The sequence below is a fragment of the Mycobacterium sp. URHB0044 genome (assembly GCF_000620625.1).
Classification (GTDB): domain Bacteria; phylum Actinomycetota; class Actinomycetes; order Mycobacteriales; family Mycobacteriaceae; genus Mycobacterium.
Window position 1 is genome coordinate 16063 of sequence record NZ_JIAW01000018.1, and the last position, 21996, is coordinate 38058.

Here is a 21996-nt window from a genome sequence, read left to right on the forward strand (position 1 = left end):
CCTTGCGCTGTGCACAAAACCGACTGTATTGTCGATTTTATAGCAATGTGGCGTCGGCCTCAATAGGCTTCGCCATCTGATTCAGCCCCACGTAGCAACGGGAGGAAATTGTGCTCAAGCTTTTCAGCGTCGACGACCACATCGTCGAGCCGGCAGACGTGTGGACCAAACGTCTGCCTAAGAAGTTCCAGGAGAAGGGCCCGCACGTCATCGAGGCCGAGGAACGTCAGTTCTGGGTGTACGAGGACCAGCGCTCGGCCACCATGGGACTGAACGCCGTCGCGGGCAAGGCGCCCGAGGACTGGGGCACGGATCCGGTGCGCTTCACCGACCTCATTCCCGGTTGCTACGACGCGGCCGCCCGTGCCGACGACTTCCGCGCCGACGGCATCGTCGGTAGCGTGCTGTTCCCGTCGCTTCCCGGATTCGGCGGCCGCGTGTTCTTCGAGATGAAGGATAAGGAACTCGCCGACCTCTGTGTCCGCGCCTACAACGACTTCGTCATGGACGAGTGGTGTGCCGCGGCCCCGGACATCTTCGTTCCCACGATCATCACGCAGTTGTGGGACCCGAAACTCGCTGCGGCGGAGATGCGCCGGTGCGCCGACAAGGGAGCGCGGGCGGTGTCGTTCCCCGAGAATCCGGCTTACCTGAAGCAGCCGTCGCTGCACACCGATCATTGGGACCCGATGTTCCACGCCTTCGAGGAGACCGGTCTGGTGTGCTCCATGCACCTGGGCTCCAGCGGCCACATCCCAATGCCAACGCCTGATTCCCACTTCAGCGTCGCCATCACCGCGGCACCCGCGGTGGTCGGCATCGAGACGATCACCGACATGTTGTTCGGAACGCTGCCCCGCCGCTTTCCCGACGTGCAGTTCGTCATGACCGAGGGCGGCGTCGGTTACATCCCCTACGTGCTCGAGCGCGCTGACTTCGTCTGGGGCAAGCACCGCTTCTGGGCACCGTTCGGCGATGTCAAGCCGTCCGAGATCTTCCATCGCCAGTTCGCCGTCTGCGCGGTCAACGAAGCCTTCGGACTGAGCCAGGAGGCCATCGACCTGATCGGCATCGACAACATCCTGTGGGAATCGGACTACCCGCACTCGGAGACCACGTGGCCCGGCAGTCAGACCGAGGCCGCCAAGGTGCTGGGCCACCTGACCGACGAAGAGCGCGACAAGATCACCTATAAGAACGCCGAGCGCATCTTCAACTTCCCCGTGTCCGCGGAAGCCGGAGTCGGCGGGCGGGCCGAACGCCCGAAGAACGTCTACGGCAACGGTGTTCGACCCGAGGCGATCAAGGCGTACAAGATCGACGTGTCGACCGACGACGACTCCGGACCTGATGCCACCAGCATCGTGGCGGGGACGCAAGCGACCAGGTAGGGCGGCACCAGCTGAACGGATCGACCGGTGGGGAGCTGGCCGGTCCGTTCAGTTCGGCTACCCCGTGGCGACTGGTACGCGCGGGAAGTTGAGCATGCGGCGTGCGCTTTCCTCGACTTGCGATCAATCGATCGGCGGTTGCGTGCGTTGTCCACGCAACCTCTCCGCGATCCTCTGCAAGGCATCCAGCCTGACCTGTTGTGCCGCGATCTCCTCGTGATCAACAGGATCGGCAGCGTTGAGTTGCTCGACTAGCGACCGCGTATGGGCGAGCTCCTTGAACAGCCGCGCGTCGGCCTCTTGGAAGGTGATCAGATCCATTTCTTCGGCAAGCGGATCGTGTTTTGGCGCAATGCCTTCACTGCTCATAAGACTTCTTCCTCGTTCGTGTACCTACACCGAATCCAATTCCGTCAACACTTCCTCGGTGTGCTCCCCCGGCGCGGGCGCGTGGCGTCGTACTTCGAACGGTTCGCCGTCCACGATGGCCGCCGAACCGACATACGCCACCGGACCCGCAACGGGATGCACGCCCTCGACGAACACGTTGCGTCGCGCAACATGGGGATCAGCCGCGACTTCCGCGACGCTCTGATGGGCTGCGCCCAAGGCGAATCCGTGCTGAGCGGCCAGCCGCAACCATTCGCCCAGCGGCTTCGTCGCGATCACGTCCGCCACGAGTCGCCGCTCGGCGGCGTCTCCCCAGTCCACCGAAGAATTGGACGAGTCGGCCTGACGCCCCACTAGGTCTTCACGACCGGCGGCGACCGCCCACTTGTCCCAGAACCGCTGTTCGATGCACCCGAACAACACGACTCGCGAATCGGCCGTTTCGTAGAACTGGTAGCGCGATCCAGTCAGCTCACCATCGGACCGAGCCGCCATACCGGATCGATCCGTGATTCGATCCGCGTTGCGCTGCAACACTATCGGTAACCATGCTGTCGCCGCCGTAGCATCCGACCCCGCCACGTCGATGTAGGCACCCTTGCCGGTCTCACGCGCGCGTAACAGCGCCGCGACGGCGTGCAGGGCGGCGTGTAACGCTCCCACACTGGTGGCTTCGCCCCCCAGGTTCGCCCCATCCTGGTCGAACGTGCCGTGTCGCAACAGCCCGCCCTCGCACCGTTCTACCGCGTGCGCACCGACGAGCGCGTTCATCAACATCCCATGCGTCGGAATGTTGGCGTACGGTCCATCGGCGCCGAAACCCGTGTGCTGCACATAGACCAGCGAGGGCTTGCGCCGCCGCATCTCGTCCGGGCCGATTCCGAGTCGGTCGCAGACGCCGGGCCGATTGCCGTCCACGAACACGTCGGCGGTATCGATCAATCGCCAGAACGTCTCACGATCGGCGTCGGCACGCAGGTCCAACAGGACCGAGCGCTTGTTGCGGTTTACCTGAGCGTGCGCCACGCTCACGCCGGGAACGATCTGGCCAAGGAAGTAGCGCAGATAATCACCGGCCGGCGGTGCTTCGACCTTGATGACGTCGGCACCGAGATCACCCAAGAGCATGCCGACGGTGTCGCCGTTGAGCAGTACCGCCGATTCCACGACACGCACTCCGTCGAGCAGATTGGCCATTCGTCCTCCGTAGCTGTGCGGGAAAGCGTGTCTAGCGCAACAGGAGGGGGGATCCCGCCCGGCGGTGTTGGGGTGCGCCGAACACGGGCGCGTTCATGTGTCCCGGCGGTGCGGCGACGATGCTGGGTATCGCATTGACGAAGGCCGCCACGGACGTCCACGACTGTGAGTCCATCCAGTGCTCACCGCCGGGGTCGCTGACGTGCCCGCCGTGACGGACGCCTTGGGCGAACGACTGACCACGTGCATAGCGGACCTGCAGCGACGGCGTTCCTTCCACGGTGATGATCCAGTCGTTGTCGACGTCCCAACCCGGCAGTTCCAGATCGCACACCCACCGGCACGTGATCCGCACGAACGGTGCGCCGTCGATCAACCCCGTCCAGGAGAACTCGGTACCCGCGACCGTTCCCGGTGGTACCGGAGCGGTGACGTCCGTCAGCTCTCGTTGCGTGGTTGCGAACCGGGCGTCGACGACGACCTCGTCGAGCCGCTGCCCCAGTTGAGCGGCCATCGCGTACGGAGTCTGCCGGTACATGTGGTCGAACATCGCGATGATCTGATCGCGGGGAAAGTCCTGCGGCTTCGCGCCGAACCCGAGCAACGGATAGACGTGGGCGTCGAGATCCGTGCAGTCCATTCGTTCGAGGACGTCGACGTGGTCCACCTCCAACGTATGTCCGGCGAGGGTGATCGCCAGGCGTTCTGCAACGAAACCGGGAGAAGATCCAACTGCCAGCACTGTCGAACCACCGCGCCGGCATGCGTCTTCGACTTCGCCGGCGTAGTCGGCGCTGATTCCTGCCGGGAAGAAGTAGTCATGCGCGAGAAGGAGATTCTTTCCGCTGGCTAGCAGACGCAACGCGTCGGCGTGACTTTCGCTGGGCCCCAATGCGACTAGCGGCGTGAAGACCACGACATCGGCATCGAGCGCATCGATCTCTGACCGCGCTCTGGTAACTCGGACACCGGTCGGCGCAAGGCCGACGAGCTCTCCCGCGTCACGCCCCTCCTTGTCTTCGGAGAAGGCGAAGACGCCGACGACGTCGAACTCGTCGGGACGTTGCAAGAGCACCCGCAACACGAATCCACCCAGCCGGCCAGGTCCCCAGACGACGACCTTCGTCCGGACTGTCACAAGACAGCCGCCGTGGAAGCGACTAGGTTTCGGGACGGCGTCAACGGAAGGTCGAGCGCCGAGATCAAACCGGTGGGAGCACCGGCCATCTCAGGGATCAGGTTGACCATCCGCATCGCGGTACCGCTGACGGACCCCCATACATCGCCGCTGCGGCCCAGATCGAGATCGCATCGCATGGATGGGTTTCCCTCGATCACGATGCGATAATTGGATTCGCCGACGCCGTCGAACCTCGGCCAGTCGGGTGCCACGTCGGCGGCCATCCTGGTGATGTGTTCTGCGGTGATCACCGTGCGCCCGGCGACTCGGCCCTCACACGCCACGCGACGGGCGACCACGGTGCCCGCCTCCATCAGACCCACGGAGGTGTTCAGGTCTGCGTCGTGGACCGCGAAGTCGTTCGTTCCCACCACTTCGTCGAGTGCGACGCCCATGCGGTCGGCAAGTTGGTGCACCATCGGGCCCCAGAACGCCACGAAGGCTCCGCCGCTGGCGATCGGCGCCTCGTAGGACGGTGAATGACCGAAGCCCATGATGCCGCGAATGACCGGTTCCACGTCGTAGTGGTCATAGATGCCGATCTCCTGAACAAGGACGTGCTCAACCGTGTCCGACATCGTCAACAGCGCCATCGGCAGCAGGTCGCTGGAGAAGCCGGGGTCGAGACCCGTCGACAGGAACGTCGACCCGCCCTTCGCGGCCGCCGCTTCGAGCGGCTCCCTCAACGTGGCGGGGCCGACAGGTGGGTAGAGCATCCCGAGCAGGGAGATGGTCACGACGTCGATGCCGCGCTCGAGCGCCGTCGCGATCTCGGCGACCACGTCAGCTTCCCGACCGAGCCCGTTCGCGCAGTAGCTCAACACGTCGGGATTACCGGCGAGCGCTTCTTCGAGGGAGCCGACCGCCGCGATGCCCACGCCATCCATCCCCACCAGTTCGCCGGCGTCACCGCCGACCTTGTCGGGCGTGGAGACCCACAGGCTCACCAGCTCCAAATCGGGGTGACCGATGATGCCCTTCAGCGCTTGCTGCCCGGTGGCACCCGTGCCGACGTGCGCTACTCGGACTTTTCGCCCTCGCGTAGTTTCCCTTACCGACATGGTGATCTCCAATGATCGACGAACACTTATCCGACACACTAGTCGATTATATGGCGGGCTGTGCCAGACTTCGGAATTCACCCATTCAGGATGTGCGCCCAGCCTGCATCACATTCTTCGTGGCGTCGGTAGCCAGGAAGGGTCCGATCACGGCACCGCTGCGCTGGCAGGCCCCGCAAGCAAACGCAAGGCCATCAACGGCAAAATGGTCGTCAAGAGGAAGGTAACGTTCAGCATCACGATCCACGACACCAAAATTGAGAGCTGACCGGGTTTACGTCGCACTACGGTCCGTGCAATAACCTCAAAGACGTCCTCGCCCTTGGTGTTCCGCCACGTTAGCCCAAATACTACGAGCACCATGAACGGGACCTGCTCCAAGATCGGCCACAGCAGTGGGAAGCGCCCCTCGCCGACGGCGACCGTCGGCCCGAACGCGTACTGGTACTGCCACCACCCAAAACCATGTGCTGCGCCCTCGAGCGTCAGATCGAAGACGTAGAACAGCGGAAATGACACGATCGTGGTTGCGAGGTACGGGTTGGCCTCCGGCCAGCGCTCCTTGGCAACGTGAAATGTCTTCTCGAGCGCCAGGAAGAACGTCGTGTAGAAGAAGACGTATCCGGGGATGAACCACCAGCATCGCACCGGTGAGGTCCAGATGGTCTCGCCCCATTCATACGTCGAAAAGGCCGGACTGTAGAGCAGGTAGGTGCCCCAGTCTCCGTAGGTCTCCTGCCAGAACGCCGTGGCGGAAGCGATCGCAATGAGCAGGACGCGACTAAGTCTGCCTTCGCGCACCGATTGCGCGAACCCGATGCCGACAATGACGAGCGCGATGGCCGTGACGCCCAGTTCCCACGGCAGTCGTCCCGCGGGGCGCAGCAGTGTGCCGCCGCTGTGCCCGGCGACGAAGAGGACAAGGACCATCAGCGCAATTGCGCAGAGGAGAGCGCCCACTGCGCGCCCGCGGCCGGCACCGGAAGCACCCCTCAAGTAGCGCGCCGCCACCGTCCCGGATTGATCTGCTTCTGCTACCACGCACACCCCTACCACTGGTCCCATTGCGCTACCGCCCGGGCGAGGTGAATACCGCGTCACCCGGCGGTACCTTGAATCAACCAAAAACCAACAGTCTTGTCAATAGGTTGCGGGCGGCGCGACGCGGTGGATGAGATCGAGCAGCGCGCGGAAGTCCCGATGATTGCCGCGCAATGCATTCCGGGGAGCCGTTGTAGCTATATGTATCTGGTTGATCTGCTGTGGTTGATCATGTTCAGCCAGCTGTGCCGGTGAACTGCTCAGCCCGCCGGTTCAGCGTGCGCGCTGGCCCAGATCAGGTGAGCGATGCTGTACGCGACCATCGATTGCTTGACGGGCGCACCTGCCACGCGCCAGTGGTACCAGAACCGCTCCATCATCGACTGAATTGCCAGCCCCTGAACCATCGGATCAACGCCGGGCAGCCGCTTTCCGCCACGCAATTTGAGCAGTGCCTGGCCCAGGATCTTCGCGCCGGTCATCTCCGCGTTGACGCTCCACTCACGAAGTTCAGGGTCGGCATACGCGGCCTGGAACGCGGCGTAGACGAACGATCCGTGCTGATCCCAGAAGCCGAAGTACTCCTCCACCCAGCGCGCTACGTCCTCGATCGAGGAATTCACAGACAGCCGGCGCAACCCCTCCGCCGCCACGATGCCCGCCTCCTCGGCATCGTGCCCGATCGCGAGGAGCACGTCCTGCTTGCTGGTGAAATACGTATAGAAGGAGGCCCGCCGAATCTCGCTGGCCTCGGTGATGTCGTTGATGGTGGTCGCGTCGTAGCCCTTCTCCAAGAGGAGTCGCTTCGCTTCGCGAAGGATTCGCGTCTTGGTTCGCAGACCCTTGTTGCCCAGATCTGCCACCGGACCGGCTTGGCGAACCTGCGTTTGCGGACGTGGAGACGTTCTCGGCATGTACCAATTTTGACATGACTGTCGGCCGAGCGAGCGTTGACCACTCAAACGTCGTGCCAACTGACCTAACGCGCCGGCGCGCGCTTCCGTCGGGTGTCGCGCCGCAGCCCTTCCATCAGTAGGTCGAGACCGTAGATGAAGGTGTTCTGCGCATCGGCGGCGGAATGCCGAATCGCGGGGCTTTCGGCAGCAGCTGCGAGGTGGGTATGCCCCTTCACCTCACGCGGTATCGATCTCTTCGGCGCGTTCAACCAGGCCTCACGACGTTGAACATCACCAGTCACGTAGGTCATCAACGCCTCCAACGCACGGGCCGCGTCCACGGGCGCGAAACCACCCTTGGCCAGCAGCGCCATCGATCCTTCGGCAAGTCGTAACCCGTGTGGGGTGGCGAAGTACGGCACGTGCTTCCAGACGAATGTGGCCAGCCCGGCGGTCTCGCCCATCGTGCGCCACGTCGACAAACACAGTTCGCGAAGTGCGGAATCCCACCGACCAGTGGGCACTTCGACCTGTTGCAGCAATGCGTCTGCGACGAGGACGAGAAGGGCCTCCTTGTTCGGCACGTGTGAGTACAGCGTCATCGGTGCCTTGTCGGTGGCCTCGGCCAATCTACGCATCGTGAGCGCCGCGAGTCCCTCCTCGCGGGCGATCCCTACGGCCACCTCGATGAGTACGTCCCGCGACAACGTCGACCGAGAAGCGTCATCCGAGGGATGAGTCGATGTCACGGTCACGATTCCTTCCCGATCCGATGAGCGGCAACTGTTCTCATCTCCACGCAGCATGGTACGCGGGGAACCGAATCAACGACCGAAAAGCTTTGCCCCCTTGACGCGCTGACCCCTTCGACGTAGCGTCGCAGCGACCTACCCGTACATAGTACGGGTAGGACGCAATCACCTCATCCCTCGACGAAGAGGAACGCCAGAACATGCCAGCCGAGCTCGACCGCCTGTTCCGCCTCGATGCACAACGCGTCGTAGTCATTGGCGGTGCAGCGGGAATCGGGCGAGCCACCGTCCTGCTCCTGGCGGAAGCCGGCGCTGAAGTCATCGTTGCCGACCGTGACGAGGCAGCCGCTAAATCAGTCTCCGAGGAAGTGAGACAGAACGGCGGAACAGCTGAGAGCGTGGGCGTCGACATCACCTCTGAAGACTCAGTGAAGGATCTGTTCAGCGGGGTTGGTCGCATCGGTGTCTCGGTAAACTGCGTCGGGATTTACCCGAAGACACCGCTCCTCGAAACGTCCACTGCCGCCTGGGATTCAGTGCATGACGTGAATCTCAAGGGCGCGTTTCTGTGTATTCGCGAGGCCGGTCGTGCCATGGTTGCCGACGAGGTGGCCGGCTCGATCATCAGCGTGTCGTCGATCAGTTCACTTCATCCGGCGGTCATCGGAAACGCCGCATCCGGCGCCTCCAAGGGCGGGCTGAACGTCCTCACCAAGACGGCAGCCCTCGAGCTCGGCCCACATGGAATCCGCGTCAACGCCCTACTCCCGGGTGGAACGCTCACTGAGAATGCGATGCGCCCAAGCCCGGTAACACGCACGGGCCCCATCCTCGGCGAGGGGCGCGTGCTGATGGGCCGCATGGCGCAACCGGTGGAAATGGCCGCGGGAATACTCTTCCTAGCCGCCCCTGCTTCCAGCTACATGACCGGCCAGATGATCGTCCTCGACGGCGGCTTCCTCGTCACGTAACCGCCGACTACCCGACCCCAGAACTCGAACGAGAGGCAGCAATCGTGGTACATCGCGTAACACAGTGCCGCACAGGTCAATTCGGCGCTCCCGCGTTCATTCGGGCCGCCATCGAGTGGGCGGGACTCGATAGATCATGGCGATAGACCGCAACGTTGTCGGACGGCGTGTCGTCGAGGACTTCGACCACATGTCGAACGAGTTTGCCGCGGATCCGCACGGTTCCTTTCGTGAATTGCGGGAGCGTTGCCCGGTTTCCTACTCGGAGAAGCATGGCGGCCATTGGCTACTCACCCGCTATGAGGACGTCGCCGCCGCGCTGAAGAACGACGACGCCTTCTCTTCGGCTCGACCCGCGGGCACGGACGGAGTGGCGGTACACATTCCGTCGATGCCTGCTCCCATGCAGATTCCCATTGAGATGGACCCGCCGGAATCGCTGAAGTACCGTCGTGCCCTACATCCGTTCCTGTCTCCGGCCGCCGTCGCAGCGCGGGGGCCAAGGATTCAGCAGCACGTCGAGAAGTGTGTCGACGCGTTCATCGAGCGCGGCGAAGGTGACTTGATCATCGATCTGGCCAGTTTGGCGCCGGCATACGTGATCACCGACATGATTGGCTTGCCGATCGAATACGCCCCGCGTTTCTCGGTGATCATGCACGCCATCACCTCCCATATCCCCCACAGTCCTCCGTGGGAGGAAGCCGTCGCGGACATTCCGTGGCTGATCGGCGTCATCAACGAGGCGATCGCGCAACCGACGGACGGCGTCGATGGAACTGTGCTGAGTTCGTTGGCCGGCGCGGCCGTCGACGGCGAGCCGATACGGCCGGAGATCATCGAGTCGATGGTCATGCTGTTGATAGGTGGTGGCGTAGACACCACCACGTCATTGGCCGGCCAAGCGTTCATGTGGCTGCACCAGCACCCTGACAAGCGAGAATGGTTACGGCACAACCTCAACGAGTTGAGCTGGATCTCCGAGGAGTTCCTGCGATATAGCTCGCCGGTTACTACCCAGGCTCGCACCTGCGTTCAAGCGATCGAAGTTGGTGGACAGGTACTGCAACCGGGTGAGCGAGTGTTGTTGTGCCTCGCCGCGGCGAACCACGATCCGGACCAATTCCCCGATCCCGACGACGTTCTGTTCGACCGCGAGGTCAACCGACACTTGGCCTTCGGGGTGGGCACACATCGTTGTATCGGCTCGAACCTGGCCCGAGCAACATTCGAGGCGATGGTCATCCAAGTCTTGACCCGCCTACCCGACTACCGCGTGAACGAAGAGCTCGCTGCGTTGTATCCGGCACAGGGCCTCGTCAACGGCTACGTCCGCCTGCCCGTGACGTTTACCCCCGCCCTCCGGTCGGACGTGCGTTGACGCCCGCGAACCAGCCTCGACAGCTCCATCGGTCGGACGCCAAAACGACAGCACAACAGCGTGATCCGTTCCGCATCGGGTACATCCAGGACTGGGGTATCGGAATCACCGCGGTGGACGAGATGATCTCGGCCGCGCGCATGGCATTTGACGACGCGTATGAGACTGGAATCATCGATCGACCAGTCGAACTAGTGGTGCGCGAGGTTGACGGCATGCCACTGCGGCAGTTCCACGTAATGCGCGACGTGTATCTCGATCTCGTACACGAGGAACACTGCATCGGCATCATCGGGCCACACTTCACCGACCAGGTCACCAGCCTGCTGCCCATCATCGAACGCGAGCGGGTGCCAATGCTCACGATGTGCAGTTCGGCCGACGTCCCAGGCGAGTATTGCTTCACCCTGGGCAACATCTCCACCACGGACGAAGCGGTGGTGATGGCCGAGTACCTGCAGCTGCACGGCGCCAAGGCCGTCGCGGTGCTGCGGGAGGACAACTACCTCGGCCAGGAGTTCAACACGTATTTTCGCGCCGCCGCCAAACGGCTGAGCTTGCCAATAGTCGCCGATCGACTGCTTCCGGCGTTCGTCGACGCGCAGGCGGCTCGCGACGAGGTCGCACCGCTGCGCACCGCGGAGGCTGACGCGATCGTCTACATGGGCCTTGGGCTCACTGCGCAGCAGGTCCTCACGACAGTGAACGACATGACCTCCTCCGACTGGAACCCCGTCCGCCTGTGCAGCTCGATCTTCGTCGGTTGGCCGCTCGACGGCTTCTTCGGTTTGACCATCGGGAGTTACGAGGGGTGGATCGGCACCGATGAGTTCGACGAGCGCAATGACGTCTTCGCAGTACTGCGCCAACGCTTCGCCGCCAAGCATCGAGGCGACTCGTGGAGCCCACACTGCTATGCCGCACTGGGTTACGACGTCGGCCAGGCGACTGCGTGGGGGCTACACATGGCCAAACCACACGACCCGGAAGGTCTGAAGCGCGGCCTGGAGCGTGTCCATCGGCTTCCCGCCGCTGCCGGAGGCCCAGGAACCTACATCAGCTTCGGCCGCCATGACCGACGCGGATACAAGGGCCCCTTCGTCGTGTTGCGCCGAATTCGAAATGGCCACTGCGAACGCGTTTCGTGACTCTTGAACGACCGGCAAAGGAGGGAGAGTGGGATGCGAATTGATGTCGACCTTGGACGATGCCAGGGTCATACGCTTTGTGCCATAACGGCACCCGAGCTGTTCGACCTCGATGACAGCGACGGCCACGCGGTGGTCAAGGTGGCGGACGGCCTGGCGCCGGCGGCGTTGGAGGCGCAAGCCCACCGCGCATTTCAGACGTGCCCCGAACGAGCAATCACCCTCGCACCATGACCAGCTGACCCAATAGGACACCGCGATGACGAATTACATGCCGTTGAACGGCATCAAGGTACTCGACCTCGGCATCCTCGTGCCCGCGGCGTTGGCCTCCGGCAAGTTGGCCGCGTTGGGAGCCGACGTGGTCAAGGTCGAGCAACCGCCCGCCGGTGACCGCATCCGGCTAATACCTCCTTACGCCGACGATGGAAAGAGCCCCCAACACATGGCTCAGAACTGGGGCAAGCGGTCAATTGGGCTCGATGCCAAGACCGACGAGGGGCGCGAGTCGATCCTTGCGCTCATCGATGTCGCCGACGTGATCGTCGAGAATCAACTAGCCGGATTCTGGGCACAGTGCGGGATCGATTTCATCGCCTTGCGTGCAAGGCGCCCCGAGCTGATCGTCTGTTCCATCACCGGGTTTGGCCAGTCTGGACCATGGTCTCGGTTACCCGCGCACGGGCTCAACATGGACGCCTTGGGCGACGGCCTCAACGTTGAGTGGAAGGACGGGCAACCCCATTTGGGGTGGGCATACACCAGCTGGGGGAACGAACTCGGCGCGACGTCGGCAGCTCTGGCCGTATGCGCGGCGCTCATCTCCGTCAAGGCCGGTGGACCCGGTGAGTGGATCGACGTCTCGTGTTGGGACGCGCTTGTCGAGACTCATCGGACCGAGATCGCGATGACTCAGCGCACTGGCCAACCCTTCTCCCTGCGTGAGATGCCCGCCATGTCCCTCTACACGACGTATGCGGCAAGTGACGGACGGCCGGTGATGTTCGGGGCACTCGAACCGAAGTTCTGGCGCCGGTTCTGCGAGGGCATAGGCCGCGATGATCTCGTCGCCGCTCACGACCAGACAGCTATCTCCTTTGCCGACAACGCATTAGACCTCCGCAAGGCGCTCGAGGCGGTGTTCGCAACGGCGACCTCCGATGAATGGCTTCAGCGGTTCCTCGATTGGGACATTCCCGGTGGCCCCGTCTACGACGTGCCGGCCATCATGCAGACCGCGCACTACTCCGCGCGCCAATTGGTCGAAGGCGATCCCGGATCCTGGCCTCAGGTCAAGATGGCCTTCAGGTGGCAGAAGAGCAACAGTCGCGCCGGATCGGGGCTGACACCGCCACCTGAATTCAACCAAGACGAAGCAACGGTGCGGGCGCAATGGCTGAGCGAGGTTCCATGCGGCGGGACTGTGTAACCACCAGCGTCTTCGAGCAGGACTATTATCCGACGGTCTTGTCAAGAATGGGCATTCGAAGGTAAGTTGACCTGGTCTCGTCTGAGACCCAACGCGATCGAGGGAGTCACGTGCCGATCACCAACCCACCGGTCGAACTGCTACCGAAACCCACCCTCCTCATCGGAGACCAACGCATCGACGACAGTTCGGGCGGAGTCTTCGGCCACGTGTACGGGGCAACGGGGAAGGGCACGGCCGACGTCACCCTGGCGGGTGCGCGGGAGATCGATCTTGCGGTCGCGGCGGCCCGCTCGGCGCTGCCCGCATGGCGCGCAACCACGCCCGATCAGAGACGCGAGCTCCTGCTTCGTGCCGCCGCGCTGTTGCGCGAGCATTCCGACGAACTCGTCGCGATCTCTCAGGTGGACAACAGCATGCCCGTGTTCGCGGCCACCGGTGGCCCGGCCGTGGCGGCGGACGCCTTCTCGTACTACGCCGGGTGGGCCGACAAGCTGACCGGCGACGTGGTGCCTACCTGGCCGACGCCGTCATTGGACTACGTGACCCACAATCCCTACGGCGTCGTCGGGATCATCATTCCCTGGAACGGCCCGATCTACGCCGTCGGCATGACCGTGGCTCCCGCATTGGCTGCAGGCAACTGCGTTTTGTTGAAGCCGCCGGAGTTGGCCCCATTCGCGGCGATTCGCATCGGGGAACTCTTCCTCGAGGCCGGTTTCCCGCCGGGGGTGCTCAACGTCGTGGCGGCCGGACCAGAAGGCGGCAACGCCATGGTGGCCCATCCCGGCATCGACAAGATCCACTTCACGGGCAGCGGGGCGACGGCGAAGCGGATCCTCGACACCGCCAAGGACGGACTCAAGCCCGTCGGCCTCGAACTCGGGGGCAAGTCGGCAAACCTCATCTTCGCCGACGCCGACCTCAACAGCGCGGCGATGCAAGCCGTGTTGGGCATGCAGGGCAGTGGCCAAGGGTGCATCAACGGCACGCGCGTCCTGGTCGAACGTCCGGTGTACGAGGAGGTGCTCACCCTCATCCAGGGCATCCTCGGTGGTCTCGAGGTCGGCGATCCCCTCGTCGCGAGCACGTTCTTCGGGCCCGTCATCAATGCGCTTGCGGCCGAACGGATCATGGGCGTCATCGACACCGCCAAGCGTGGAGACGCGCGGCTCGTCGCCGGCGGTGACCGGCTTGGCGGGGAACTGGCCGACGGCTACTTCGTCGCGCCGACGGTCTTCGCCGACGTCGACAACTCGTCCGCGCTCGCGCGCGAGGAGATCTTCGGCCCCGTCGTCGCCGTGATGCCGTTCGACACCGAAGAGGAGGCCGTGCGCATCGCCAACGACTCCCCCTACGGCTTGGCGGCTTACGTCCAGACCTCGAACCTCAAACGTGCGCACACAGTGGCGCAGCAATTGGAGGTGGGGCTGGTCTGGGTGAACGGCTTCCTGGGCATCCCCACCTCGGTGCCGTTCGGCGGCGTCAAGCAAAGCGGGTGGGGGCGTTTGGGCGGCCTCGAGGGCATCCGCGAGTTCACCCAGCCCAAGAACGTTTTCGTCAACTTGATGTGACTGGAGTAGAGAAGCGGATGACTGAGACCGAAAACGCAACCGCGCGACCAACCATCGACTTCGACCACCACTCAGCGGAGTTCGCAGACAACTGGCGCGCGGCGACGAGTGAGTTGCGAACCCAATGCCCCGTCGCCTGGACCGAAGCGCACGGCGGTTACTGGGTGGTGTCCCGCTACGAGGACGTCAAGACTGTCGCGCTCGACGATAAGACGTACTCCTCCGACAACGACATGACCGGCGAACGCAACGGATACAAGGGCACGGCCATCCCGCCCGCACCCATGCAGCTGATCCCACTCGAGGTCGACCCACCGCGCTTCAATCAGTACCGCCAACTACTGAACCCGAAGTTCTCCCCCGCCGCCGCCGAACCGTGGCGCCCCTTCCTGCGGCAGGTTTCCGACGCGCTCATCGACCAGTTCTGCGAGTCCGGACAGTGCGACTTGGTGAAGGACATCGCCAGCCCCGTGCCGGCCATGCTCACCATGAAGCTACTGGGACTACCGCTCGCGGACTGGGAGGACGTCGCCACACCGTTCCACGAAATCTCCTGGGCGGTACCCGGTTCGGAGATGTACCAGCGCGCCATCGAGGGCATCTTCCGTGTCCTAGGGCGGCTGTCCGAGGAACTTGCCAAGCGCCGCGACGAACCAGCCGACGACCTGCTGACCTTCTTGTTGAACTCCAAGATCGACGACCAGGCCCTGTCCGAGGAGGAAATCCTCAAGATCTGCTTCCTGCAGCTCATCGGAGGTGTGGACACCAGCACCGGACTGCTGTCCCACGCGTACGCGTGGCTGTCCGAACACCCGGACGAACGTGCGCGCCTGCTCAACGAGCCTGAACTGCTGAAGCGGGCCACCGAGGAATTCCTACGGTGGGCGTCGCCGGCACCCGCGCTCGCGCGCACCGTCGCGGTCGAGACCGAACTTGGCGGCCAGCGCCTATGCCCGGGCGACCGGTTACTGCTGTCCTGGGCCTCGGCCAACCAGGACGCCGAAATGTTCGAGGACCCGGAGGAGGTCAACCTGGACCGTTGGCCAAACCGGCACCAAGCCTTCGGTCTTGGTGCGCACCGCTGCTTGGGTTCGAACTTGGGCCGCGTGCAGTTCCAAGAAGTCCTGAAGGCGACGCTGCGTCGCATCCCCGACCTCAAGGTGGACCTCACCGCCGCGCAGCGCTATCCGTCGCTTGGTCAGGTCAACGGCTTCTCAACGCTGCCAGCCACGTTCACCCCGAGCGCGCCCGTTGGCGAGCAACTGCCGCTCGGCTGAGGGTCACTGGCTCCACTCGCTCAGTAAGGTGCCTGCATCCATTGGTTCCGTCGGAGGCGGTGTAGGGATGGGTGGCTGGCTGCGGGAGAACCGTGGGGCCGGCATGGGCTCGAGGTTGTCGCCATCTTGAAAGAACGTGCCGCGTTCGGTGATGTGCGGCTCGGTCTCCACCTCGGCGAAGCTCAGCACCGGGGTCACGCAGGCATCACCTAGTCCCGTCGCTTCGCTCGCCCCCATGGTGCCGTCGAACACCTTGGCCCAGTGGTCGCGGTCGTGGGCGGCGAATGCCGCGGTGAAAGCGGCCCGCAACTCGTCCCAGCGGCCGACGTCGTTCTGGCCGGGCAGCGCGGCGGGGTCGAGTTCGAGACCGGCCAGCAGCTGCGCGTAGAACTGTGGCTCGATGGCGCCGACCGCGACGTAACGCCCGTCGGCGGTCTCATAGGTGTCGTAGTACGGCGCCCCGGTGTCGAGCATGTTGGTACCCCGCACGTCGCTCCACACCCCCAAACTCCGCATGCTCCACATCATCTGGATGAGCACCGACGACCCGTCGACCATCGCCGCGTCGATCACCTGGCCCTTGCCCGAAGTCTGCCGCTCCCACAGCGCCGCGAGAATGCCGACGAGCAGGAACATCGACCCGCCGCCGAAGTCACCGGCCAAGTTCAGCGGCGGCACCGGCCGCTCGCCCTTGCGCCCGACGGCGTGCAGCAGCCCGTTGAGCGAGATGTAGTTGATGTCATGGCCGGCCTGCTGTGCGCGCGGTCCCGTCTGACCCCACCCGGTCATGCGCCCATAGACCAAGCGCTCGTTGACCTTCGCGCATACCTGCGGACCCAAGCCAAGGCGCTCGGTGACCCCGGGCCGGAAGCCCTCGATCAAGACATCGGCCTTGGCGACAAGCGCCAGTACCAACTCGCGACCCTCGTCGCTCTTCAGATCGGCGGCCACCGAACGTCGGTTGCGCAACATGGAATCCCTGCCCTGGGCGAATCCGCCGGCGCTGCGAGGCCGCTCGACGCGCACCACGTCCGCACCCAAATCCCCGAGGATCATCGCGGCGTGTGGTCCCGGCCCGATGCCCGCCAACTCGACGACACGTAAACCCTCGAGTGGTCCACCCATTTAGCTGTTCGTCCACTCGGGTGCTCGCTTCTCGGCGAAGGCGACGGCCCCCTCCCTGGCGTCCTTGGACGCAAACACCGGTCCGATGATTTCGAACTGCCGAGTCCACCGTTCCTCTGCCGGCCATTCGCGCGACTCGATCATGACCCGCTTGGTGGCCGCAACGGCCAGCGGTCCATTGGCGGTGATCTGCTCCGCCAACGCAATCGCGCCTTCGAGTGCGCCGCCGGGCTGGGTCAGCACGTTGACCATGCCCAACTCGTGCGCCCGAGGAGCGGGGAGGTTCTCCCCCGTCAGTGCGAGCTGCATCGCGATCGCGGAGGGAATCCGCAGCGGGAGGCGAAACAATCCTCCACCACCGGCGACCAGCCCGCGCTTGACCTCCGGAATGCCAAACGCAGAATCCTCTGCGGCGACGATGAGGTCGGTGGCCAGGGCGACCTCGGTGCCGCCCGCGAGCGCATACCCCTCGACCGCGGCGATCAGCGGCTTCGAAGGAGGACGCTCGGTGAAGCCCAGCCCGCGGCCTTCGACGGCGACGTTCTCCCCGCGCGCGAAGGCCTTGAGATCCATCCCAGCACAGAAGGTTCCGCCTGCGCCGGTGATGATGCCAACCGAGAGGGAGGGGTCCCCGTCGAGCCGGTCCATGGCATCGGCGAGGCCCTGGCTCACGGCGGCGTCGATGGCATTCTTCGCACGGGGCCGGTTGATGGTGACGATCAGAATTCGGTCCCGTTGTTCGACGAGCACCGGGTCGTTGCCGTTGATGTCTTCACTCACGGCTTAACATTATAATTATATGTCGGATTGTCAAATGTCGTCCACGCGGCGGTGCCGGCTGCCTATACGCGTATGGTTAGCGTCGGAACACGATCGAGGACAGCCGGAGAGACAGTGGTCAAGCGACGAAACGTAGTCGAGCGGACTCCGCTTACCCGCGCGCTGATCGCCTCGGTCGCTGCCGACCTGATCAGGGCGGAGGGGCTCGAGGCGCTCACGATGCGCAGCGTCGCCGCCAAGCTCGGGGTTTCGGCAATGGCCCTCTATCACCACGTCGAGGACAAGGACGAGATCATCCGCCTGGTGGGTGACGACATTCTCGGAGGCATCGAACTGCCGGACCCCGAATCCGGCGATTGGCGTGAGCTTCTCACCACGACGGCGTTCGCCGCGCACGAGGCATTGCTGAGCGTGCCCGGAATGACGTCGGTCCTGTTGACGCACAAGCTGCTTCCCAACGCTCGTCGGATACTCACGTTCTGCCTGCGGCAGTTCGAGCGCGCGGGATTGAGCAGAGCAGAGGCCAACGTCGCCTACGCCGGTCTGCATCAGCTCAGCGTCGGCAGGCTACTGATCGAAACCGGCGCCAACTTCGAGGTGCACTCCCGTCTTTCAGACGACGAGGAGCTCGCGATGTACATGAAAGCCCTTCACAGCAAGGCATCGTTCGAGCAAGCGATGTCAGCGCTACTCGATCAATACGACCGTTCCGCCAAAGGTCGGGAGCCCTCGTCGAAGCGGCGTCGCTGAGCACGCGACGGACCTGGTATACACGTAAAGCAATCGTCGGCGGCGCCGGCTCGGATGCCCGTAGGAGGACCTCATGGCCAGCTTCGACCCGGTGGACTACGGACTACCAGACGAACTCGTGGTGCAGGCCGACGGTCCGGTGCGCCTGGTGACCCTGAATCGTCCGGGCGACCTGAACGGCGCCAATCGCCCCATGCACCAGGCACTTGCCGGATTGTGGGCTCAACTCGACCGGGACGACGACGCGCGTGCAGTCGTTCTCACCGGCAGCGGGAAGGCATTCAGCGCCGGTGGCGACTTCGACTACATGCAGGAGAACATCGACGACGAGGCGATGCGCGCGGCGACGATGGCCGAGGGTCGCGCCATCATCGAGGGCATGGTCCGGTGCCGGCTTCCGGTGATCGCCGCAGTGAACGGGCCCGCCGTCGGGCTGGGCTGCAGTCTGGCGTTGCTCTGCGACATCGTGCTCATGGCGGAAGGCAGCTTCCTGGCGGATCCACACCTGCGCATGGGGCTGGTGCCCGGCGATGGAGGGATGACGTGGCCTGCCCTCATTGGTTTGTCGCGCGCGAAGGAGTACCTGTTCCTCGGCGCTCGCGTTCCAGCCGAGGACGCGGTCCGAATGGGCCTGGCGAGCCGCACCGTGGCACCCGCGACACTGCTCGACGAGGCACTCGAACTCGCCAGAAAGTTGACGCAGGTCCCCGCCGCGGCGCTGCAAGACACCAAGCGCGCGTTGAATTCCTATCTCGAGGTGCAACTGGACCATGCGTTCGCCGGCGGACTGTCCGGCGAGCTCACCAGCATGAGCTCCGACGAACACAGGGACGCGGTCGCCGCCGCACGAGCCAAGGCCGCCAACCGGAGTCGGTGATCCGACTATGTGCGCGGTCGCAATGCCCGCCGCATGACCTTGCCGGTCGCGGTCTTGGGAATGTCATCGACGAATTCGATGGTGCGCGGGTACTTGTACGCCGCCATGCGCTCCCGGCAGAAGGCGATCAACGTCTCCGCGTCGACGGCGTAGCCATCGCGCAGCGAGACGAAGGCCTTCACCGTCTCCCCGCGATATGCGTCGGGCTGCCCGACGACGGCGGCCTCGCGCACGGCTTCATGGGTGTAGAGCACGTCTTCCACCTCCCGCGGCCACACCTTGTAGCCACTGGCCACGATCATGTCCTTCTTGCGGTCCACCAAATAGAACCAACCGTCGTCGTCCACATAGCCGACGTCACCGGTCAGCAGGCGCCCGTCCCGGAAGGCGGCCGCGGTCTGTTCGGGCTGACACCAGTAGCCGGGCACGACCTGCGCCCCCGACACAGCAAGCTCGCCGAGCTGACCGGCTGGCAACGGCGCCCCGTCGCCGTCAAGCACAACGACATCGGCGCCGAACATCGGCTTGCCGACCGACAGCGCCCCGGTCTGCGGATCCACCGGAGCATGGCCGCCCAACGGAACGCCGAGCACCGGGGACGTCGTCTCCGTCATCCCATAGACGTTGTGCAAGTAGGTGCCGAAGCGTTCCCGGAAGCGCTCGAGCACGCCCGAGGCCACCGGCGCACCGCCGCAGGCGACCGTGGTGAGGCTCGCCAAATCCGCACGCGTGGCGCCCGATTCGAGTAGCGCGATGAAGGCGGTCAGCGCGCCGACTGTGAACGTCGGGCGGTGCCGACGCACCGCGTCCACCACCACGTCCGGACGGAATCGATTGCAGAGCACCAACGGCGCTCCCGCGGTGATCGCGGTGGCAATGTGCCCGCTCAGTCCGGTCACGTGGAACAGCGGCGCGATTCCGAGCACCGAATCACCGGCACCGAGCCCGAACCACTGGCAGTAGGAGCGGCCGCCCACCGCGATGTTGGCGTGCGTGTTGGGGGCGCCCTTGGGCTTTCCCGTAGTTCCCGACGTGTACGTGATGACGGCGACGTCGTCGGGTGCCGGAGCCAGGTGCGGCGGACGCTCACCCGCGTGACCGCCGATCAGCCCGCGCAGCTCGTCGGTGTCGTGGGCGGCCGCGCCGTCGAGGGCGCTGGTGGTGATCACCCGCTCGATCGACGTTCCGCCGAGGGCTTCTGCCAACTGTGTCGTGTGCAGTTCGTCGAGCGCGATCAGTACCTCAGGCGTGGCGTCGTCGCACAACTTGGCGACCTCGCCGGGTGTGAGCATGGGATTGACCGGCACCGCGATGCCACCGAGCTTCCAGATGGCCAGCAGCGAGATGACGTACTGGGGCATGTTCTGCATGTACAGCGCCGCCCGCTGACCGGCATCGAAGCCGCCTTCCGCCAACGCAACCGCCAACGCGTCGCTCTCGATGTCGAGTTCGCGATACGTCGAGACCGCGTCGAAGTAGGCGAGCGCCGGCCGCTCGGGTGCGTCGGCGACCCGTTGCCGAAAGACGTCGAGCAACGTCGTCACCTCAGCGCTCAGTTCAAGCCCTCAGCCAGCTTGATGCCGTTCTCGCGGAGGAAGGCACGTTTGACCGTGTCGTCGAGACCGTCGACCCGGTTCCAGAAGTCAGCTGGTTCACGCAGCCCCTCCGCATGCGGCCAGTCCGATCCCATCAGAAGCGTTTCGGTGGAATCGAGTCTCTCGATGAGGCCGACGGTGTCGTCCTCGGGATACGGCACCACGCGGACGTGCTTCTTGAAGATGGTGCTGGGCCGCTCCGTGAGCTGTCCGCCCAACCACGGCCCGCCGCGGGCCATTCCGCGACTCTTGTCCATGTGGCGAATGAAATGTGGCACCCACTCGGCGCCGAACTCGCTGACGAGGACCTTGATGTTGGGATACCGACCGAAGACGTTGTCGAAGATCAGGGCCGACAACGTATCGGTGATCGGGCGTTCGCCGTAGGTGTTCTGCCACTGCCACGCCGAGAACTGGAACGGCGGCTTCACTTCCCAGCCCCAGTGCGATGCAACGTGTTCCTGATAGTGGAACTCGGCAATGTGGAAGCACACCACGGCGCGGGCCTCGTTGATCCGGGACCAGATCGGGTCGAAGTACGGGTCGCCGGGCGACCTTCCGTAGGCCGGCCCCGCAGGCAACACGATGAAACGAGCGCCCGCATCGAGGACTCGGTCGAGCTCTTCGACGGCACGATCGAGGTCGCGGAAGGACAGCATCGCGGGAGCGTAGATGCGGTTTTGGTGCGCGAAGCCCCAGTCTTCGTTGATCCACTTGTTGAAGGATTCGATGTTGTCGTAGAGCGGGTCGATGCCGGTGAGGAACTGTTCGGCCATCAGCGCCCAGCCGCCGGGATACATGATCGTCCGCTCGATTTGTTGCTCGTCGAGTTGCTTCAGGCGCGCGTCCTTGTCGCGGTATTCGGTCTGCATCGGTTCGTAGAAGCGGTCGGCATCGGTCGCCTCACCGGAGGCCCGCTGCTTCAGCATTTCCACGAGGGATCCCGGCACGTACGCCTGATCCATGTCGTTCTCCAACGCGGTGACGATCCGGTCGTTTGCGAGCAACACCTTCCGTCCGCTTGGCGCAACAATGGTGCGAACCGCGGTGTCCAGCTTCGCCTTTGGCATGAACCGCGAGAAGCAGTCCTCCGCCTCGTAGGAGTGCTGGTCGAAGTCGGTGAGTAGGTACGGAAGTTTCCCGACAGTGCCCTCGATGATTGCCATGGGTGATGTCCTCTC

At 64.2% G+C, this 21996-nt stretch carries 22 protein-coding genes; 11 read left to right on the forward strand and 11 right to left on the reverse strand.

Annotated features, from left to right (window positions below):
- Positions 1 to 110 precede the first annotated feature (110 nt).
- Complete coding sequence (locus N536_RS39630; RefSeq protein WP_064751592.1) at positions 111 to 1391, forward strand: amidohydrolase family protein; 1281 nt, start codon at positions 111 to 113, stop codon at positions 1389 to 1391.
- 123 nt (positions 1392 to 1514) lie between these two features.
- On the opposite strand, the gene N536_RS0127240 is transcribed toward N536_RS39630, so the two are convergent.
- From N536_RS0127240 to N536_RS0127260, 5 genes are all read right to left on the reverse strand, one after another.
- Positions 1515 to 1760: a hypothetical protein gene (locus tag N536_RS0127240; protein WP_029116500.1), complete on the reverse strand. Its 246-nt coding sequence runs from the start codon at positions 1758 to 1760 to the stop codon at positions 1515 to 1517.
- Between the two features lie 24 nt (positions 1761 to 1784).
- Positions 1785 to 2978: a CaiB/BaiF CoA-transferase family protein gene (locus N536_RS39635; RefSeq protein WP_051574805.1), complete on the reverse strand. Its 1194-nt coding sequence runs from the start codon at positions 2976 to 2978 to the stop codon at positions 1785 to 1787.
- 31 nt (positions 2979 to 3009) lie between these two features.
- Positions 3010 to 4116, reverse strand: a complete 1107-nt coding sequence (locus tag N536_RS0127250) for a hypothetical protein (RefSeq protein WP_029116501.1) — start codon at positions 4114 to 4116, stop codon at positions 3010 to 3012.
- Positions 4113 to 5219, reverse strand: coding sequence for a hypothetical protein (locus N536_RS39640; protein ID WP_064751595.1), 1107 nt, complete (start codon positions 5217 to 5219; stop codon positions 4113 to 4115). Before N536_RS39640 ends, N536_RS0127250 begins: the two co-directional genes overlap by 4 nt.
- A 147-nt stretch (positions 5220 to 5366) precedes the next feature.
- Positions 5367 to 6230, reverse strand: coding sequence for a spirocyclase AveC family protein (locus N536_RS0127260; protein ID WP_029116502.1), 864 nt, complete (start codon positions 6228 to 6230; stop codon positions 5367 to 5369).
- Between the two features lie 156 nt (positions 6231 to 6386).
- Here N536_RS0127260 and N536_RS43380 point away from each other — a divergent pair, with 156 nt between their 5' ends.
- The gene (locus N536_RS43380; protein WP_255358509.1) at positions 6387 to 6515 is read left to right on the forward strand and encodes a hypothetical protein; all 129 of its coding nucleotides are present in this window, start codon (positions 6387 to 6389) and stop codon (positions 6513 to 6515) included.
- A 5-nt stretch (positions 6516 to 6520) separates the two neighbouring features.
- On the opposite strand, the gene N536_RS0127270 is transcribed toward N536_RS43380, so the two are convergent.
- Together N536_RS0127270 and N536_RS0127275 are read right to left on the reverse strand one after the other, a co-directional pair.
- A complete protein-coding gene (locus N536_RS0127270) occupies positions 6521 to 7123 on the reverse strand; it encodes a TetR/AcrR family transcriptional regulator (protein WP_029116503.1) in 603 nt (200 codons plus the stop codon).
- Between the two features lie 116 nt (positions 7124 to 7239).
- A complete protein-coding gene (locus tag N536_RS0127275) occupies positions 7240 to 7911 on the reverse strand; it encodes a TetR/AcrR family transcriptional regulator (RefSeq protein WP_197040250.1) in 672 nt (223 codons plus the stop codon).
- 197 nt (positions 7912 to 8108) lie between these two features.
- Here N536_RS0127275 and N536_RS0127280 point away from each other — a divergent pair, with 197 nt between their 5' ends.
- From N536_RS0127280 to N536_RS0127310, 7 genes are all read left to right on the forward strand, one after another.
- Positions 8109 to 8879: an SDR family NAD(P)-dependent oxidoreductase gene (locus N536_RS0127280; RefSeq protein ID WP_029116505.1), complete on the forward strand. Its 771-nt coding sequence runs from the start codon at positions 8109 to 8111 to the stop codon at positions 8877 to 8879.
- A gap of 190 nt (positions 8880 to 9069) precedes the next feature.
- On the forward strand, positions 9070 to 10260 hold the full coding sequence (locus N536_RS0127285) for a cytochrome P450 (protein ID WP_197040251.1): 1191 nt from the start codon (positions 9070 to 9072) through the stop codon (positions 10258 to 10260).
- A gap of 122 nt (positions 10261 to 10382) precedes the next feature.
- The gene (locus N536_RS0127290) at positions 10383 to 11408 is read left to right on the forward strand and encodes an ABC transporter substrate-binding protein (RefSeq protein WP_255358511.1); all 1026 of its coding nucleotides are present in this window, start codon (positions 10383 to 10385) and stop codon (positions 11406 to 11408) included.
- A gap of 33 nt (positions 11409 to 11441) precedes the next feature.
- Positions 11442 to 11642: a ferredoxin gene (locus N536_RS0127295; RefSeq protein WP_029116508.1), complete on the forward strand. Its 201-nt coding sequence runs from the start codon at positions 11442 to 11444 to the stop codon at positions 11640 to 11642.
- A gap of 25 nt (positions 11643 to 11667) precedes the next feature.
- The gene (locus N536_RS0127300) at positions 11668 to 12837 is read left to right on the forward strand and encodes a CaiB/BaiF CoA-transferase family protein (RefSeq protein WP_029116509.1); all 1170 of its coding nucleotides are present in this window, start codon (positions 11668 to 11670) and stop codon (positions 12835 to 12837) included.
- A gap of 110 nt (positions 12838 to 12947) precedes the next feature.
- Complete coding sequence (locus tag N536_RS0127305) at positions 12948 to 14411, forward strand: aldehyde dehydrogenase family protein (protein ID WP_029116510.1); 1464 nt, start codon at positions 12948 to 12950, stop codon at positions 14409 to 14411.
- Between the two features lie 17 nt (positions 14412 to 14428).
- On the forward strand, positions 14429 to 15688 hold the full coding sequence (locus tag N536_RS0127310) for a cytochrome P450 (RefSeq protein ID WP_029116511.1): 1260 nt from the start codon (positions 14429 to 14431) through the stop codon (positions 15686 to 15688).
- 3 nt (positions 15689 to 15691) lie between these two features.
- Here the strand turns inward: N536_RS0127310 and N536_RS0127315 are convergent, their stop codons facing one another.
- Positions 15692 to 16813 (reverse strand): CaiB/BaiF CoA-transferase family protein, encoded by a 1122-nt coding sequence (locus N536_RS0127315; protein WP_029116512.1) that lies wholly within the window; start codon positions 16811 to 16813, stop codon positions 15692 to 15694.
- A complete protein-coding gene (locus N536_RS0127320; protein WP_029116513.1) occupies positions 16814 to 17593 on the reverse strand; it encodes a crotonase/enoyl-CoA hydratase family protein in 780 nt (259 codons plus the stop codon).
- Between the two features lie 114 nt (positions 17594 to 17707).
- Here N536_RS0127320 and N536_RS40930 point away from each other — a divergent pair, with 114 nt between their 5' ends.
- Together N536_RS40930 and N536_RS0127330 are read left to right on the forward strand one after the other, a co-directional pair.
- Positions 17708 to 18343, forward strand: coding sequence for a TetR/AcrR family transcriptional regulator (locus N536_RS40930; RefSeq protein WP_029116514.1), 636 nt, complete (start codon positions 17708 to 17710; stop codon positions 18341 to 18343).
- A 73-nt stretch (positions 18344 to 18416) separates the two neighbouring features.
- Complete coding sequence (locus N536_RS0127330) at positions 18417 to 19220, forward strand: enoyl-CoA hydratase/isomerase family protein (RefSeq protein ID WP_036437788.1); 804 nt, start codon at positions 18417 to 18419, stop codon at positions 19218 to 19220.
- Between the two features lie 5 nt (positions 19221 to 19225).
- Here N536_RS0127330 and N536_RS39650 read toward each other — a convergent pair whose 3' ends face one another.
- Together N536_RS39650 and N536_RS0127340 are read right to left on the reverse strand one after the other, a co-directional pair.
- Entirely contained in the window at positions 19226 to 20764 is a 1539-nt protein-coding gene (locus N536_RS39650) for a class I adenylate-forming enzyme family protein (RefSeq protein WP_036437791.1), read from the reverse strand.
- 8 nt (positions 20765 to 20772) lie between these two features.
- The gene (locus N536_RS0127340) at positions 20773 to 21981 is read right to left on the reverse strand and encodes an amidohydrolase family protein (RefSeq protein ID WP_029116516.1); all 1209 of its coding nucleotides are present in this window, start codon (positions 21979 to 21981) and stop codon (positions 20773 to 20775) included.
- Positions 21982 to 21996 lie beyond the last annotated feature (15 nt).

Coding starts and splice junctions, on each gene's coding strand:
- N536_RS0127240 (WP_029116500.1), bottom strand. CDS start 1,760: ATGAGCAGTGAAGGCATTGCGCCAAAACACGATCCGCTTGCCGAAGAA.
- N536_RS39635 (WP_051574805.1), bottom strand. CDS start 2,978: ATGGCCAATCTGCTCGACGGAGTGCGTGTCGTGGAATCGGCGGTACTG.
- N536_RS39640 (WP_064751595.1), bottom strand. CDS start 5,219: ATGTCGGTAAGGGAAACTACGCGAGGGCGAAAAGTCCGAGTAGCGCAC.
- N536_RS0127280 (WP_029116505.1), top strand. CDS start 8,109: ATGCCAGCCGAGCTCGACCGCCTGTTCCGCCTCGATGCACAACGCGTC.
- N536_RS0127285 (WP_197040251.1), top strand. CDS start 9,070: ATGTCGAACGAGTTTGCCGCGGATCCGCACGGTTCCTTTCGTGAATTG.
- N536_RS0127290 (WP_255358511.1), top strand. CDS start 10,383: ATGATCTCGGCCGCGCGCATGGCATTTGACGACGCGTATGAGACTGGA.
- N536_RS0127295 (WP_029116508.1), top strand. CDS start 11,442: ATGCGAATTGATGTCGACCTTGGACGATGCCAGGGTCATACGCTTTGT.
- N536_RS0127300 (WP_029116509.1), top strand. CDS start 11,668: ATGACGAATTACATGCCGTTGAACGGCATCAAGGTACTCGACCTCGGC.
- N536_RS0127310 (WP_029116511.1), top strand. CDS start 14,429: ATGACTGAGACCGAAAACGCAACCGCGCGACCAACCATCGACTTCGAC.
- N536_RS0127315 (WP_029116512.1), bottom strand. CDS start 16,813: ATGGGTGGACCACTCGAGGGTTTACGTGTCGTCGAGTTGGCGGGCATC.
- N536_RS0127330 (WP_036437788.1), top strand. CDS start 18,417: ATGGCCAGCTTCGACCCGGTGGACTACGGACTACCAGACGAACTCGTG.
- N536_RS0127340 (WP_029116516.1), bottom strand. CDS start 21,981: ATGGCAATCATCGAGGGCACTGTCGGGAAACTTCCGTACCTACTCACC.